The organism is Catenovulum agarivorans DS-2, assembly GCF_000568405.1.
Classification (GTDB): domain Bacteria; phylum Pseudomonadota; class Gammaproteobacteria; order Enterobacterales; family Alteromonadaceae; genus Catenovulum; species Catenovulum agarivorans_A.
The window spans coordinates 102,592-117,307 of sequence record NZ_ARZY01000007.1; the positions used below are offsets into that span (position 1 = coordinate 102,592).

The 14,716-nt window shown below is 41.1% G+C and carries 11 protein-coding genes and 3 tRNA genes; 5 read left to right on the forward strand and 9 right to left on the reverse strand.

Going from position 1 to position 14,716, the window contains the following annotated elements; all coding sequences use genetic code 11:
• Positions 1 to 11: 11 nt before the first annotated feature.
• The 8 genes from rsxD to DS2_RS05875 form a co-directional block, all read right to left on the reverse strand.
• Entirely contained in the window at positions 12 to 1,067 is a 1,056-nt protein-coding gene (gene rsxD / locus DS2_RS05840; protein ID WP_035013727.1) for an electron transport complex subunit RsxD, read from the reverse strand.
• The gene (gene rsxC, locus DS2_RS05845) at positions 1,067 to 2,968 is read right to left on the reverse strand and encodes an electron transport complex subunit RsxC (protein ID WP_035013729.1); all 1,902 of its coding nucleotides are present in this window, start codon (positions 2,966 to 2,968) and stop codon (positions 1,067 to 1,069) included. The genes rsxD and rsxC overlap by 1 nt, the downstream gene beginning before the upstream one ends.
• A 26-nt stretch (positions 2,969 to 2,994) precedes the next feature.
• Complete coding sequence (gene rsxB, locus DS2_RS05850; RefSeq protein WP_035013730.1) at positions 2,995 to 3,558, reverse strand: electron transport complex subunit RsxB; 564 nt, start codon at positions 3,556 to 3,558, stop codon at positions 2,995 to 2,997.
• A complete protein-coding gene (rsxA, locus tag DS2_RS05855) occupies positions 3,555 to 4,136 on the reverse strand; it encodes an electron transport complex subunit RsxA (protein WP_035013731.1) in 582 nt (193 codons plus the stop codon). The genes rsxB and rsxA overlap by 4 nt, the downstream gene beginning before the upstream one ends.
• Positions 4,137 to 4,256: 120 nt before the next feature.
• Positions 4,257 to 6,176: an EAL domain-containing protein gene (locus tag DS2_RS05860; protein WP_035013732.1), complete on the reverse strand. Its 1,920-nt coding sequence runs from the start codon at positions 6,174 to 6,176 to the stop codon at positions 4,257 to 4,259.
• 146 nt (positions 6,177 to 6,322) lie between these two features.
• Positions 6,323 to 6,399 (reverse strand) — tRNA-Asn (locus DS2_RS05865).
• Positions 6,400 to 6,423: 24 nt separating this feature from the next.
• Positions 6,424 to 6,500: transfer RNA gene (locus tag DS2_RS05870), tRNA-Asn, on the reverse strand.
• Positions 6,501 to 6,524: 24 nt separating this feature from the next.
• Positions 6,525 to 6,601: transfer RNA gene (locus DS2_RS05875), tRNA-Asn, on the reverse strand.
• 942 nt (positions 6,602 to 7,543) lie between these two features.
• Here DS2_RS05875 and DS2_RS05880 point away from each other — a divergent pair.
• The 3 genes from DS2_RS05880 to DS2_RS05890 are packed head-to-tail and all read left to right on the forward strand — an operon-like array spanning position 7,544 to position 11,997.
• On the forward strand, positions 7,544 to 8,866 hold the full coding sequence (locus DS2_RS05880; RefSeq protein ID WP_051479654.1) for an MATE family efflux transporter: 1,323 nt from the start codon (positions 7,544 to 7,546) through the stop codon (positions 8,864 to 8,866).
• 8 nt (positions 8,867 to 8,874) lie between these two features.
• Positions 8,875 to 10,893 (forward strand): excinuclease ABC subunit UvrB, encoded by a 2,019-nt coding sequence (uvrB, locus tag DS2_RS05885; protein WP_035013734.1) that lies wholly within the window; start codon positions 8,875 to 8,877, stop codon positions 10,891 to 10,893.
• A 27-nt stretch (positions 10,894 to 10,920) separates the two neighbouring features.
• Positions 10,921 to 11,997: an AI-2E family transporter gene (locus tag DS2_RS05890; protein WP_035013735.1), complete on the forward strand. Its 1,077-nt coding sequence runs from the start codon at positions 10,921 to 10,923 to the stop codon at positions 11,995 to 11,997.
• A gap of 36 nt (positions 11,998 to 12,033) precedes the next feature.
• Here the strand turns inward: DS2_RS05890 and bcp are convergent, their stop codons facing one another.
• Complete coding sequence (gene bcp / locus DS2_RS05895; RefSeq protein WP_035013736.1) at positions 12,034 to 12,510, reverse strand: thioredoxin-dependent thiol peroxidase; 477 nt, start codon at positions 12,508 to 12,510, stop codon at positions 12,034 to 12,036.
• A gap of 214 nt (positions 12,511 to 12,724) precedes the next feature.
• Between bcp and dapA the strand changes: the two genes are divergently transcribed.
• Positions 12,725 to 13,609: a 4-hydroxy-tetrahydrodipicolinate synthase gene (dapA, locus tag DS2_RS05900; protein ID WP_035013737.1), complete on the forward strand. Its 885-nt coding sequence runs from the start codon at positions 12,725 to 12,727 to the stop codon at positions 13,607 to 13,609.
• A complete protein-coding gene (gene bamC, locus DS2_RS05905; protein ID WP_035013738.1) occupies positions 13,602 to 14,687 on the forward strand; it encodes an outer membrane protein assembly factor BamC in 1,086 nt (361 codons plus the stop codon). Before dapA ends, bamC begins: the two co-directional genes overlap by 8 nt.
• Positions 14,688 to 14,716: the final 29 nt, after the last annotated feature.

Consider the following 14,716-nt stretch of genomic DNA (forward strand, 5'->3'; position numbering starts at 1 on the left):
AAGTGTTCTCTTTATCGTGCTGCATGACCATACACCCGAGGTTTGGTGTAGTAGTCTATTAATGGTACACACATATTGGCTAGCAGCACCGCAAAGGCGATTGCTTCAGGGTAACCGCCATACTGACGAATTAAAAATACCAGTAACGCGACCAGTAATGCAAAGATGATTTTTCCTCTTGGTGTTGTGGAAGCTGAAACCGGATCGGTCAAAATAAAAAATGCACCAAACATAGTTGCACCTGATAACAGATGCAAACTGGCACTAGCCGCTCCATCAGGGCTGACGACATGGGCAACCCAGCTTAATAAAAATAAGCTGACTAAAAAGGTTAGTGGGATACGCCAGCTGATAACCTTCATCCAAATCAGTACTAGACCGCCAAATAAATAGGCTAAATTGACCGCTGTCCAGCCGATGCCGAGTTGCTCGGAGAATATTTTCAACTGACTGAGTTCAGAAAAGGTTTGCTGATTGGTTAATCCTGTTTTAACCGTATCTAATGGCGTGGCCATGGTAAATCCATCAAGGTCAACGCGCAGCTGCGCCAATGAATAACCTGTTTCACTATAGCCAGTGAAAATAAGCATTAAGGTATCGAAAAGGGTTATGTCGTATTCAACCAAACTCAATGGGGGCAGCCATAGAGTCATAGATAGTGGAAAAGATACTAATAAAGCGACATAGCCAGCCATGGCTGGATTAAAGATGTTTTGCCCTAAACCACCATAGATTTGTTTGGCTATTATAATTGCAAATAAACTGCCGATGACAGCTATCCACCAAGGGGCTAGGGGAGGCAGACTGATACCTAATAATAGCCCAGTCAACAACGCACTATTGTCTTTTAGACGTTTTTTAACCGGGTAGTCACGTTGTTGTAAGCACAATGCTTCTGCAATGATTGCGGTAGAAACTGCGAGTAATATTTGAAACAGTGTGCCAAAACCGAAGTACCAAACTTGGGTGATAATGCCTGGAATACAAGCTAGCGCCACTAGTGCCATCACCCGAGATGTTTTGTTTTTCACGTGGTTATGCGGTGAACTGGCGACTCGAAAATTCATTACTGATCTTCTCCAAGTTGTTTACGTTTGGCCTTGGCTTTGGCAATTGCGGCCTTAATTCGGGCGTCTTTGTCTAAAGCTGCTTCAGGCTTGTCTGTTTGTGTCGGTGGCGTATCTGTTGAGGCAGATTGTTGTGTTTTGGCTTGTTCAGCTTTCCGTGCTTTTGCTCTTGCAATGGCGGCCTGGGCTTTAGCTTTTGCATCGTTTGCGGGTTGCTCTGCTTGCGCAGGCTCAGCTGGTTCAGCCTCAGATTGTTGTGCTTTGGCTTGTTCAGCTTTCCGCGCTTTTGCTCTTTCTATTGCTGCCTGCGCTTTTGATTTTGCATCATTTTGTGAAGCAGGTTCGGGTTGAGCTGCAGAATCAGTTTGCTTCTTCTTAGCTTGAACACGTGCTAGTGCTTCAGCAACTTTGTCTTTAGCGCCTTGATCTTTTTCCATCGCCGCTTTACGTGCTTGAGCGGCTTGTTTGTGTTTGTCCAACCGAGCTTGTTTTTCTTTTTCTAAGCGCTCGTTTCGAGCATTAAATCTCTCTTTCGCTTTTTCGGCTTTTTCATGTTCAATTTGTTGGGTTTTAATATCAGCTTTAGCCACACGGTAATATTGTACGAGCGGTATTTCACTTGGGCATACATATGCGCAGGCGCCACATTCAATACAATCGATCAACTTATATTCTTGTGCTTTTTCATATTCTTTGGCTTTAGTGTGCCAATATAGTTGTTGTGGCAACAAGTTAGCTGGGCACACATCAACACAATAACCACAGCGAATGCAATTCTGTTCGTCTTCTGGTAAAGGTAATTCGCTGGTACTAGGGGCTAAAATACAATTGGTAATTTTACTGACGGGCATTTGCTTATTTGGGATATTAAAGCCCATCATTGGCCCACCCATAATCAAATGTTCAGGTCGCGCTGCTTGATAGCCGGCTTGTGCTAATACAAATTCAACAGGAGTTCCTAACTTCACCCAATAATTGCCAGGTTTGCTAACTTGTTCACCCGTAACGGTAACGACTCGTTCAGTCAATGGCTCGCCATGAACCACGGCTTTGTAAGCAGCATATGCTGTGCCGACATTCTGGGTAACAACTCCAATATCAGATGGAATACCACCTGTAGGTACTTCTAAACCAGTGACAACTTGAATCAATTGCTTTTCGCCGCCAGCTGGATATTTGGTCGGAATCGCTCGGACATGAAATTGAGTTTTCCCTTCACAAGCTTTTTCTATTGCGGCAATTGCTTCAGGTTTGTTGTTTTCGATAGCGATAACCACAGCTTTGGGATGGAGCAAGTGGGTAAAAATTTCCACACCAGAGACAATTTCAGCTGCATATTCACGCATGAGCCTGTCGTCTGCAGTGATATACGGCTCACATTCAACACCATTGATAATCAGCACTTCAACTGGTTGTGAATTACTGTGTTTTACATATGTCGGGAATGCTGCGCCACCTAAACCAGCAATGCCAGCACTTTTTAGTTTATCGACCAGTTCAACCTTAGTTAATTCATGGTAGTTCGCGGTTGGCTGTTTTTCTACCCAAGTGTCAAGCCCATCAGGTTTGATAACAATTGTTTCAGCAGACAGGCCCGAAGCATGGGCGATCGGATGCGATTTAATATCTACTACTTCACCTGAAGTTGGCGCATGAATGGGCAGTTCCATGGGCCCTTGAACCGCACACAATGTCTGGCCTGCTTTTACTTTATCGCCCTTTTGCACAATCAAATGGGCCGCTTTGCCTATATGTTGTTTGGTCGTAACATACAGCAGTTCGGGTAGTGGAAGTTTACCTATCGCCTGCTCATTCGACAGTGATTTTCGTTCTGGTGGGTGCACCCCCCCAGGAAAGTCCCATAAATACCCAGATTTAATTTTTTCAATTAAAGATTCCACGAATTCTCCAACTTAATGCGACGTATTTATATGGTTTTCACAGGAATAGACTGTAACTTCCAGCGCCAAGTTTCTGGTTTTGTTTCTACTGGTAACATATCAATGCAGTCAACAGGGCAGGGCTCAACACATAAATCACAGCCAGTACACTCGTCAATAATAACTGTGTGCATATGTTTAGCTGCGCCAACAATCGCATCAACTGGGCAGGCTTGAATGCACTTAGTACAGCCGATGCACTCATCTTCTCGTATATACGCGACTTTTTTTACAGGCTCTTCTTCAGCATTGTCTTCGCTTCCAACCAAAGGTTTGGGTTCAACACCCATCATATCCGCTAGTTTTTTGATGGTCGCGTCTCCGCCTGGTGGACATTTGTTAATATCGTCACCATTTGCAATTGCTTCAGCATAGGGGCGGCAGCCTGGATAACCACACTGGCCGCACTGGGTTTGTGGTAGTATCTCGTCTAATTGATCGACTAAGGGATCACTTTCTACTTTAAAGCGAATTTGTGCGTAGCCTAGTAAGGCTCCAAAAATGATCGCTAATGCGCCAATAGCGATTAAAGCGTAAATAAATATAGTCACAGCTTGATTAACCCTGTAAATCCTAAAAATGCCAGTGACATCAATCCTGCTGTTACCATTGCAATTGCACTACCTTTAAACGTGGCTGGGATATCCGCAGCGGCAATACGCTCTCGCATTGCTGAAAACAGAATTAGAACCAACGAAAAGCCAATCGCTGCCGCAAAACCATATACGGCGGATTCAATTAAGTTGTGTCGCTCATTTAAGTTTAACAAAGCAACACCCAGTACTGCGCAGTTAGTGGTGATTAAGGGTAAAAATATCCCAAGCAGTCGATATAATGCTGGGCTGGTTTTTTGCACAACCATTTCAGTGAACTGTACAACCACCGCAATAACTAAAATAAAAGCCAGAGTTCGCAAAAATGTAATATCGAGCGGTTGTAATATGTACTGCTCAACCAAATAACTGGCGATTGATGCCAGTGTTAGCACAAAAGTAGTGGCCATCGACATGCCTATAGCGGTTTCTACCTTGCCAGAAACCCCCATAAAAGGACACAAGCCTAGAAACTTAACTAAGACAAAATTATTTACCAAAACGGTAGCAACAAATAACAGTAGATATTCAGTCATAACCTTTACGGAAAAATTGTATTTTTGGCTGAACCGCCAAATTAAGCGCGTATTATCGTTATTTGTTCGGCAATTAACAACTTGTGTTGCACATGGTTTTTAAATTAATTGCCGAATATTTTACAGTTCGCTTGGTTTACCGATGAAATAACCCTGTGTTCCATCGACAAATATGTGTTCTAAAGCATGCTTTTCTTCTTGAGTTTCGACACTTTCGGCCAATACAGAAATACCCAAGCGGTGGGCGAGGTCAACGATAACACGTAAGAAATATTGATTGTTTTTGTCTTCATCAATATTACGGCTATAACTACCGTCGACTTTGATGAAGTCTGGTTTAATATCTCTAAAGAATTTAAACGAGGTAAAGCCAACGCCAAAACGTTCAACTGTCAGGCGCGCACCTGTTCGATGCAACATGCCAATGAACCTTTGCGAGGCTTGAATATTTTGTTGTAAGCCGAACTCGGAAACTTCAAATACCAGTTTGGCGCTAATCATTGAATCTCTTAACAAGCGGCGCTCAAGCCAAACGCAAAATTGTTCGTCGTGCGCTGAGCGAGCAGTTAGATTAATCGCAAAGAATTGGTTGTTTAAATTTTTATTTTGAATTGTTTTAATCGTTGCATCTACAACTAGTTTGTCGATATCGATAATCTTATCCATTTTTTCCGCCATCGCGACAAAAGAGGCGGTGGGTAATACGTCTCCTTGAGCATTAACAAAGCGCGCGAGGATTTCGGAATAAACTTTAGCGGTTTTATTCGCAGGCTGTATCGGTTGGTAATAGAGTTTTACATGCTGTTTGTCGATTACCTCATCAATTATCGATTTCCAGTTTTGGTTACCATATTTGGCACTTACACTGTTCAAAATCGATTTGTCGTTTTGAATGTGCCAACCATTGGTCTGTTTGGTTAATGCAATGCTAATTCCGGTATCCGCTAGGGCTAATAACTCACCCATTGAATCGCCAGCTTGGTAGGGGACAATACCGCTATAACCAATACTATTGGTTTCTAATATCTGCTGTAGTTCAGTAAAGCGGCCGAATAAGTTTTGTGCAAAGTTATGTGCTTCTTTAATGGTTACATGCGGTATGAGCAAAGCAAAATCAGAGCCATTTATTCTGTACAAACGGACATTTTTATAGTTATTGGCGACACGTTGAATGTTTTGTGCGACATCACAAACATATTGGTCACCTGTTTCATATCCACGATTTTGATTGATATTTTGCAGTTCAGAGGCCCGGGTAACAACTAGCACACCAAAATTTTCTTCTTCCTCATCTGAAAGCAGGTTTTCAAGATCTTCGACAAAACTTAAACGGTTCCCTAATCCTGTGAGCTCGTCTTTAGTTGCTTCATGCCGATAACTTTCGGCAGATTGTTGCCAATGGTCAATCTGTCCTTTTAGTTGTGAGCGTAATTCATTTAATTGATCTGCTAATTCTCTAAACTCACCAGGCAATACGTGAGTTGGGATTTTCTCTGGCTCATTGCCTTGAGTTCGGTTAAATGACCGCACGATATGATGGACAGACTTGGCAATAATTCGACTTAAGATACTTCTGCTGATAATTGCATTGATAAAAGTTAGCGCTAAAAACAGTAAGGCGAGGGCATATATCAATGAATCAATCAACTGGTATTCGGTACGGCTCGACAAAACAAAGCTAATACGAATATCGGCCAATTGGTTTGCATAGGTTTGTGATTCTATTTTTGAACCCAAAAGCTCGGCTAACATTTTTGATAAAATAAAGCCTTGTTGGTTAGCGTCATAAATATGCTCAACTTCACCACTCAGGCGTTCAACTTTCAACCATTGATAATCAAAACTGGTTTTTAAGTTTTTGACCAGTTGTTTAGGTGTGCTTTTATCAAATTCAAATAGGCGATTTAACTGAGTGACATGATCAAGTTGTCGTTGTTGCAGGTGATTTTCATAAACAGTGCAAATAGTGATCGCACTGCAACTGACTAATATAAGAAGAAAAACTAGATTTTGAATTAGGATCCGTTGAAATATGTTCATTAAACTTAATACTCCATCACACGTTTATTGTTATGAGGTCGTTCCTTGTGATAACTGAAATGGTATCTTTTGTTTGTTTTTAACGCAACTGTATTCTTTTAAACTAACAAATTACAACAAAATGAGAAGAGGTCTTGGAAGATTATTGGCTCCCCCTCCCCGACTCGAACGGGGGACCTGCGGATTAACAGTCCGTCGCTCTAACCAACTGAGCTAAGGGGGAACAATAAATTAGCAGTTAACAAGTTGGCTCCCCCTCCCCGACTCGAACGGGGGACCTGCGGATTAACAGTCCGTCGCTCTAACCAACTGAGCTAAGGGGGAACAATAAATTAGCAGTTAACAAGTTGGCTCCCCCTCCCCGACTCGAACGGGGGACCTGCGGATTAACAGTCCGTCGCTCTAACCAACTGAGCTAAGGGGGAACATCTCGTCAACGGAGGCGCATCTTAATGATAGTCGTGGGTGCTGTCAACAAAGTTTTTTACAAAAATCTCAAAATAATTGCGAACGCTTATTTTTTACGCTCTACTGTTCGATTGTTGTGCAGTTTTAGCATGATTGTCGGAAATTAAGTTATTTTTAAGCCTGATTAATTTATAAACACGCTATATTGGCTGCAGCCGCCTGTTTCCGCATTGCTTTAAAGCCTGTTTAGATAAACCTTGGTTTTTTGCTACCTTCAGCTTAAAAATCTAACAAGCTATTCATTAATAGCAGTTTTCTATTGGCAATTTCCGAGTAAAGATAAAAGTTGCACTAAATTGGTTATTGACTAATAGATATTTAGAAACAGTCAAATTGTGTACAAAAAGTTTCAGTTTAGCTTGCTAGACTATATGGATACTGGGGTTGCTTTGGTTATCCACTAAAGTTGTGGATAACTGTGTGAACAAAACGGAATATCTTTAGCAATGCCCCATGGCTACTGTGTCAATAGTTATTTTTGAAAAAATAGATTGAATTTAAAAAAGTTAATAAAAACATGGGTTTGTGATTTTTTAATCTATACCGAGCAAAATCGTTGCTTTAGTACCCAGTCGTTCAAAGTTTGCACGTATCTTGTGCATATATCCGCCGTCAAGGCTTAACTATAAATTATTTGGTTACACTATATTGGCTAGCTTAGTCGCTCTTTGTTAAAACAGTGATTTAGCTGTGTTACTCAATATTAACAATTGCTACAGTTGGTAAAACAGTTAAATAACCGCCTTTGACCCTCATTCTCTAAATATTTCAACGTAAATTAAGCTTATTAAGGTTGACCACTCGCTGATTTGCCTTATATCACGTAAACTAGCGCCATCAGAAACAGAGCAAGCACATTTTGGTGGTTTTTAGTGTCAAGCAGTCGAAATAGCAGAGATATGCTTACAGCGCCGATAGGAAAAACGTTAAAAGATATGACCATTCCTATGGTGATGGGCATGATCGCATTAATGTCTTTTAATTTAGTTGATACCTTTTTCATTAGTTTATTGGGAACACATGAACTGGCCGCAATTAGTTTTACCTTTCCAGTTACTTTTACCGTTATTAGTTTAAATATAGGTTTGGGTATTGGCACGTCTGCCGTTATTGCTAAAACCATAGGACAAAAACATTATCATTTAGCCAAAGATCAAGCGACAACCGCTTTAATTGTGGCTGTTTTGTTGGTAGCGGCTTTATCAACCATAGGTTGGTTTATTATTGACCCCTTGTTTAAGTTGCTTGGCAGTGATGATAATACTCAGCCGTTTGTTATTGCCTACATGAAAATTTGGTATTTTAGTTCGGTGTTTCTGGTGATCCCTATGGTCGGAAATGCCATTTTACGAGCATCTGGTGATACAAAAACTCCTAGCATGGTGATGGCATTGGGCGGTGCAATTAATGCAATGTTAGATCCAATACTGATTTTTGGTATTGGCTCGTTTGAAGGTTGGGGTATTGAAGGAGCAGCAATAGCCAGTTTAATCGCATGGATGATTGGTGCCGCTACTATGCTGTATTTATTGTCTAATCGTCGCCAGTTAATCGACTTAGCTGTACCCAAAAGCAGTGCATTTGTACAAGCAACAAAAACCATACTCAAGATAGGTCTACCCGCGGCAGGCGCCAACATGTTAACACCAATTGCAATGTCGATACTGACAGCAATAGTGGCTACATATGGCCATGAAGCCGTTGCTGCTTTTGGGGTTGGGAGCCGCATAGAATCAATTGCATGTATGTTGGTTTTAGCATTGTCGATGACATTACCACCGTTTATTAGTCAGAATCTAGGGGCAAGCCAGCACGGACGTGTGCAGCTTGCATATAAACTCTGCTGCAAGTTTGTATTGCTTTGGCAATTGGGGGTTTTTATATTGCTTGCGATTTTCGCACCTATTATCGCCAGTGCATTTGCTCAAGAGGTTGAAGTTCAACAAACAATTCAAACTTTTATGTGGATAGTGCCACTAGGTTATGGGTTGCAAGGTATCGTTATCTTAACCAATTCATCGTTTAATGCGCTGCATTTGCCATCTACCGCTCTTAAACTAAGTGTATTGCGCTTATTTGTATTTTATGTGCCGTGTGCATACATTGGTGGTTTGATGTTTGGAATTTTAGGTCTGTTTATCGGCTGTGTTGTTGGTAATATACTGATGGCAGGTGTGTCTTATGTTAGTTTTAACCGCTATTTTCGTACAGTTGAAGTGTAGGTGTAGTTATGACCTCTAAAACGTTTGAACTCGTTTCTGATTATGTTGCAAGTGGTGATCAACCCGCTGCGATAGCAAAGTTAGTTGAAGGTTTAGAGTGTGGCTTGGCCCACCAAACTCTATTAGGGGTTACCGGTTCAGGTAAAACTTTTACCATGGCGAACGTGATAGCTGAGTTAGGACGACCTGTCATTATGTTAGCGCCAAATAAAACACTCGCCGCGCAGCTTTATGGCGAGATGAAAGCATTTTTCCCAAATAATGCTGTGGAATATTTTGTCTCTTATTATGATTATTATCAGCCAGAAGCTTATGTACCTTCTACCGATACCTTTATAGAAAAAGACGCTTCAATAAATGATCACATTGAACAAATGCGTTTATCTGCCACAAAAGCCTTGATGGAAAGACGTGATGTTATAATTGTTGCTTCTGTTTCGGCTATTTATGGTTTGGGTGATCCTCAGTCATATATGCAAATGTTGTTGCATTTGCGCCAAGGTGACATTATTGAGCAACGTGGCATATTAAGGCGTTTGGCTGAAATGCAATACACTCGCAATGATGTAGATTTTCAGCGTGGTACTTATCGCGTCCGTGGCGATGTCATCGATATCTTTCCAGCAGATTCTGAGCGTGATGCAATTCGTGTTGAGTTATTTGACGAAGAAATAGAGCGCATTAGCGTATTTGACCCGTTGACGGGAGAGGTATCGCGCAATTTAGCCCGTACCACGGTTTATCCTAAAACACACTATGTTACACCTCGAGAGCAGATTTTAGATGCAATCGATAAAATAAAACTTGAGCTCAAAGAGCGCTTAGCTCAATTTCGTGACATGAATAAGTTGATTGAAGAGCAGCGCATAAGTCAAAGAACCCAATACGACTTAGAAATGATGCTTGAATTAGGCTATTGTTCGGGAATCGAAAACTATTCGCGATACCTGTCGGGTAGAGCAGAAGGCGAGCCACCACCAACTCTCATCGATTATTTGCCAGAAGATGGCATTATGATCATTGATGAATCTCATGTTACTGTGCCTCAGTTAGGCGCAATGTACAAAGGGGATCGAGCGCGCAAAGAAAATTTGGTCCAGTACGGATTTAGGTTACCGTCAGCTTTGGATAATCGTCCGCTTAAATTTGAAGAATTTGAGCAGCTTGCACCTCAAACCATTTATGTGTCGGCAACACCAAGTGCCTATGAAGTTGAAAAGTCGCAAGGTGATATTGCTGAACAGGTTGTTAGACCAACGGGGCTAATCGACCCAGAAATTGAAGTTAGGCCTGTCGCCACCCAAGTAGATGATTTGATGTCAGAAGCGCGTAAGCGTATTGAGTTGGGCGAAAGGGTATTGTGTACCACGCTAACCAAACGAATGGCTGAAGATTTAACAGATTATCTAAATGACCATGATATTAGAGTGCGATATTTACACTCTGATATAGACACAGTTGAACGAATGGAGATTATTCGAGACTTGCGCCTCGGCAAATTTGATGTGTTGGTTGGCATCAACTTACTGCGAGAAGGGTTGGATATGCCAGAAGTGTCTTTAGTTGCGATTTTAGATGCTGATAAAGAAGGTTTCTTACGCTCAGAACGCTCGTTAATCCAAACCATAGGGCGGGCCGCTCGTAACTTAAACGGTAAAGCGATATTGTATGCAGACTCTATTACTAAATCGATGAAAAGAGCGATTGATGAAACTGATAGAAGGCGCGAGAAGCAGCAAGCATATAATGTGCAACACGGTATTACCCCACAAGCGCTCAACAAAAAGATCACGGATGTTATGGATCTTGGGTATGATGATGAGCCTGCAAATGCACAGCAAGTTAAATTGCGCAAAGTAAGCGATAAAAAAGCTCAATATACGGTGAAAACAGTTGAAGAGTTGACTAAACAGGTCAAAGAACTAGAACAACAAATGTTTGAATGCGCAAGAAATTTAGAATTTGAACAAGCGGCAAAATATCGAGATGATATTCAAGCGCTGCAAGCTCAATTGTTAACTATGTAGACAAGCGTCTACCCAGGGAAGTTATTTATGTTTGATTTGATAAAACAATGGTACAACAATCGATTTTCTGATCCAGATGCAGTTACTTTAGTTTTTATACTATTGTTCTTATTTGCGGTTGTATTGTATCTAGGCGACATACTTGCACCAGCCATAGTCGCGTTGGTGATAGCGTACTTGCTCGAGTGGCCGGTAAGCAAGCTAGTAGATTTGGGCGTGCGTCGTAGTATTTCTGTTGTCAGTGTTTTAGTTGTTTTTGGATGTATTGCATTTACTTTATTAGTGGGGCTGACGCCACACATATGGCAACAAATGACCAACTTAATTTCTGAAATTCCGATTATATTGCAGCAAGGACAAGATTATCTGCTGAATTTACCGCCTGAATATCAAGGTTACATAAATGCAGAACAAATTAAGAACATAGTCGACTCATTAAAACAGCAGCTGGTCGACACGGGGAAAGGGTTGGTCACTGCTTCCCTGAATTCACTGGTGACTATTGTTACTTTATTAGTTTACCTTGTACTTGTGCCTTTGTTGGTATTATTTATGCTGCTCGACAAAGATAAATTGTTGCGCCAAATGCGTATTTTGTTACCCAAACGCCGTCGCTTAGCAATTAGAGTGTGGGCTGAGATGAATCAACAAATTGGTAATTATATACAAGGCAAGGCAATTGAAATTATCATAGTTGGCACTGTATCAGTCATTGCATTTTTATTACTGGATCTACGTTATGCCGTATTGCTCGGTGTCGGAGTTGGTTTATCTGTATTGATCCCTTATATAGGTGCTGCGGTGATAACGATACCCGTCGCCGTGGTGGCGTTATTTCAATTTGGTGTTTCACCTGAGTTTTGGTATGTAATGATTGTTTATGCGGTCATTCAAGCGTTGGATGGTAATGTGATTGTACCAGTGCTGTTTTCTCAAGCGGTTAATTTGCACCCAGTCTTTATTATAATTGCTGTGCTGTTTTTTGGTGGCATTTGGGGCTTTTGGGGGGTATTTTTTGCGATTCCATTGGCTACTTTAGTCAAAGCAGTCATTAATGCGTGGCCAACAATAGAAGAACCAGAACATACGGCAGATGCTATATAGGTCAGTGTTAGGGCTAATGAGCCCTAACAAACAGAGTTAGGCATTCTCGTTTAAAAAATCTAATACAACTTGGTGGTGGTCTTTAGTTTTAAACTTATCAAACACTTTTTCGACAACCCCTTGTTGGTTGACTAAAAAACTGATTCGATGAATACCGTCATATTCCTTGCCCATAAACTTCTTTAATCCCCAAACGCCAAAGTCGTCTGCGACTTTGTGGTCTATATCCGATAACAAATCAAAGTTTAGATCGTGTTTTTCTTGGAATCGACGCAGTTTTTTAGGTTCGTCTGGACTTAATCCAAATACAACCGTATTGTGTTTTTCTAATAACTCAGCCTTGGTATCACGCAAAGAGCAGGCTTGGGTGGTACAGCCAGGTGTTAATGCCTTTGGATAAAAATAAACTAAAACCTGGTGATCTTTCAGTGTTTCCGCCAAGTTGACTGATTTTTCGTCTTGGTTTAACAAAGTAAAATCTGGTGCTTGGCTACCTTGTGCTAAATATTGCATAACTTAAGAATCCTATATTGAGTTATTGTTCAGTTAATTCTACCTTAATTGCAGCCAAGAAGTTCACTGTGAAGTGCTGTTTGCACGAAAAATGTACCGTATGATTGCATTTTTAACAAAAAACTATAATTAATCTTTTCAAAATGCAGGTTAATTATTGTCTTTCTGCTCGCTCACCATTACCATAGAGCGCTTGATTTTATGGGGGCATTAAATGATCCGAGGAAGTATTGTTGCGTTAATTACACCTATGCATGAAGATGGCACGGTGGATTATCAAAGTCTTGAACAATTAGTAGAATTTCACGTCAATGCTGGCAGCCATGGTGTTGTAGCAGTAGGGACAACGGGTGAATCTGCGACCTTGCCAGTAGATGAGCATGTTAAAGTTGTTGAAACTGTCGTCAAACAAGCCGCTGGCCGCATTAAAGTTTTGGCTGGCAATGGTGCTAATTCAACATCAGAAGCGATTGAATTAACCAAGTTGATGGCTAATTCTGGTATTGATGCATTTTTAAATGTAACGCCATACTACAATAAGCCCTCACAGAAAGGTTTAATCGCTCACTTCGAAGCGATAGCTGAGTGCAGTGACATCCCACAAATTTTGTACAATGTTCCTGGTCGTTGTGCGGTCGACTTATTGCCAGAAGCGGTTGCGCACCTATCTAAGCACCCGAAAATAATTGGTATTAAAGAAGCAACAGGAAGCATTGAACGATTAAAAGAGATTAAAGCGTTAGTGCCTAACGACTTTAGTTTGTTAAGTGGTGATGATGAAACTTCTTTTGCATTCTTACAAAATGGTGGTCACGGTGTTATTTCTGTAACTGCTAATGTTGCACCCGCTGAAATTGCCAGTATTTGCAATTTATGTGCAGAGGGGCAATATGCGCAAGCAAAAGAGATAGACGACAACCTACAGGTTTTACATAGAGATTTATTTGTTGAGTCGAACCCAGTTCCTGTTAAGTGGGCTATGTATCGCATGAATAAAATCAAACACTGTGTTTTCAGATTACCTTTGTTACCACCTGAACCAAATTCACAAAAAGTAATCGAACAAGCTTTACGACAATCAGGTTTTATAAATGATTAATAAAAGCTGTCACTGGATTGTATCAAGTGTAATCGCCATATCCTTGGCGGGGTGCGCTGGTAAACCCAATAAAGCAGATGGTAGTTTTGCTTATCAATCAGCAAAACCCAATGCCACGTTAAAGATCCCTGCTGATAAAGTAGCACCAGAAACCAGCTCTCAGTTTGAGATAGATTATCAGCGTAAGCTCAATGGTGAAACGGGCAAGCAGGTTGGAATTTTTCCACCTAGATTGATCACGCCAATTGTGACGGCGAGTCATATAGATGATGCCGACCCAAGAACGACTATTTGGTTTGAACAGAGTGAACAAATAGACAACCTTGAAGAAGCCATTTGGAATGCTGTTAGCGGCTATTTAGCAAAACAAGGTGTTGGTTTTAGCAAAGATAACCGTAGCGACGGGGTGGCTGAATCGGATTGGTTGGTTGTTGAGCGTGAACAAGGCTGGGGTTTATGGAAGAGTGAATACCCAGTAGAACAACAAAAATATCGTTTTTGGGTCAAGATGAAACCACATGGCCGCTCAGGATCGTTGACGGTGGAGTTGATTGACAGACAAAGCTTATTTGATGAGCAAGATGAACAAATCTTCTTGTTAGATGATATTTCGTTGGCGACACAAACGCTTAACTTGATTTCAGGTCATTTTGAATACAGATTGAGACTCGATGCGGAAAATCGCCGAACTCAATATGTCAAGGGTGTTGAAGTTACCACGGGTCAAGCTCCGAATGGCGATCCAGCTGTAGTGGTTAAAGCTGGTTACGAGCACGCTTGGATAAGAACCATTGAAGCATTAGATTATTTTGGTTTGTTAATGACGGATGTAAACAAGATACAGGGTCGAGTGCATGCCAAGGTTAAGAGTGATAATTCAGGATTCTGGGCGACGTTATTTGGTGATGACGAAGGCTTATTGGGCCTTGAAAAAGGCGATTATGTCATTGAATTGATTAAAGATGGTCAGCAGACTTACATCGTATTTAATGATTTGACCCTAACGTCTATTACTCAAGCTCAAATTGATAAATTATTGCCTAACTTACAACAGCGCTTAGGTGAAGATTTAGATTAATATTAAACTTGCATCAAAGCGGATGTTTT

What these genes read in the sequence shown, in the direction of transcription:
- DS2_RS05880 (WP_051479654.1), top strand. Translation starts at nt 7,544, where the DNA reads ATGCTTACAGCGCCGATAGGAAAAACGTTAAAAGATATGACCATTCCT.
- rsxA (WP_035013731.1), bottom strand. Translation starts at nt 4,136, where the DNA reads ATGACTGAATATCTACTGTTATTTGTTGCTACCGTTTTGGTAAATAAT.
- bcp (WP_035013736.1), bottom strand. Translation starts at nt 12,510, where the DNA reads ATGCAATATTTAGCACAAGGTAGCCAAGCACCAGATTTTACTTTGTTA.
- bamC (WP_035013738.1), top strand. Translation starts at nt 13,602, where the DNA reads ATGATTAATAAAAGCTGTCACTGGATTGTATCAAGTGTAATCGCCATA.
- uvrB (WP_035013734.1), top strand. Translation starts at nt 8,875, where the DNA reads ATGACCTCTAAAACGTTTGAACTCGTTTCTGATTATGTTGCAAGTGGT.
- dapA (WP_035013737.1), top strand. Translation starts at nt 12,725, where the DNA reads ATGATCCGAGGAAGTATTGTTGCGTTAATTACACCTATGCATGAAGAT.
- DS2_RS05890 (WP_035013735.1), top strand. Translation starts at nt 10,921, where the DNA reads ATGTTTGATTTGATAAAACAATGGTACAACAATCGATTTTCTGATCCA.
- DS2_RS05860 (WP_035013732.1), bottom strand. Translation starts at nt 6,176, where the DNA reads ATGAACATATTTCAACGGATCCTAATTCAAAATCTAGTTTTTCTTCTT.
- rsxD (WP_035013727.1), bottom strand. Translation starts at nt 1,067, where the DNA reads ATGAATTTTCGAGTCGCCAGTTCACCGCATAACCACGTGAAAAACAAA.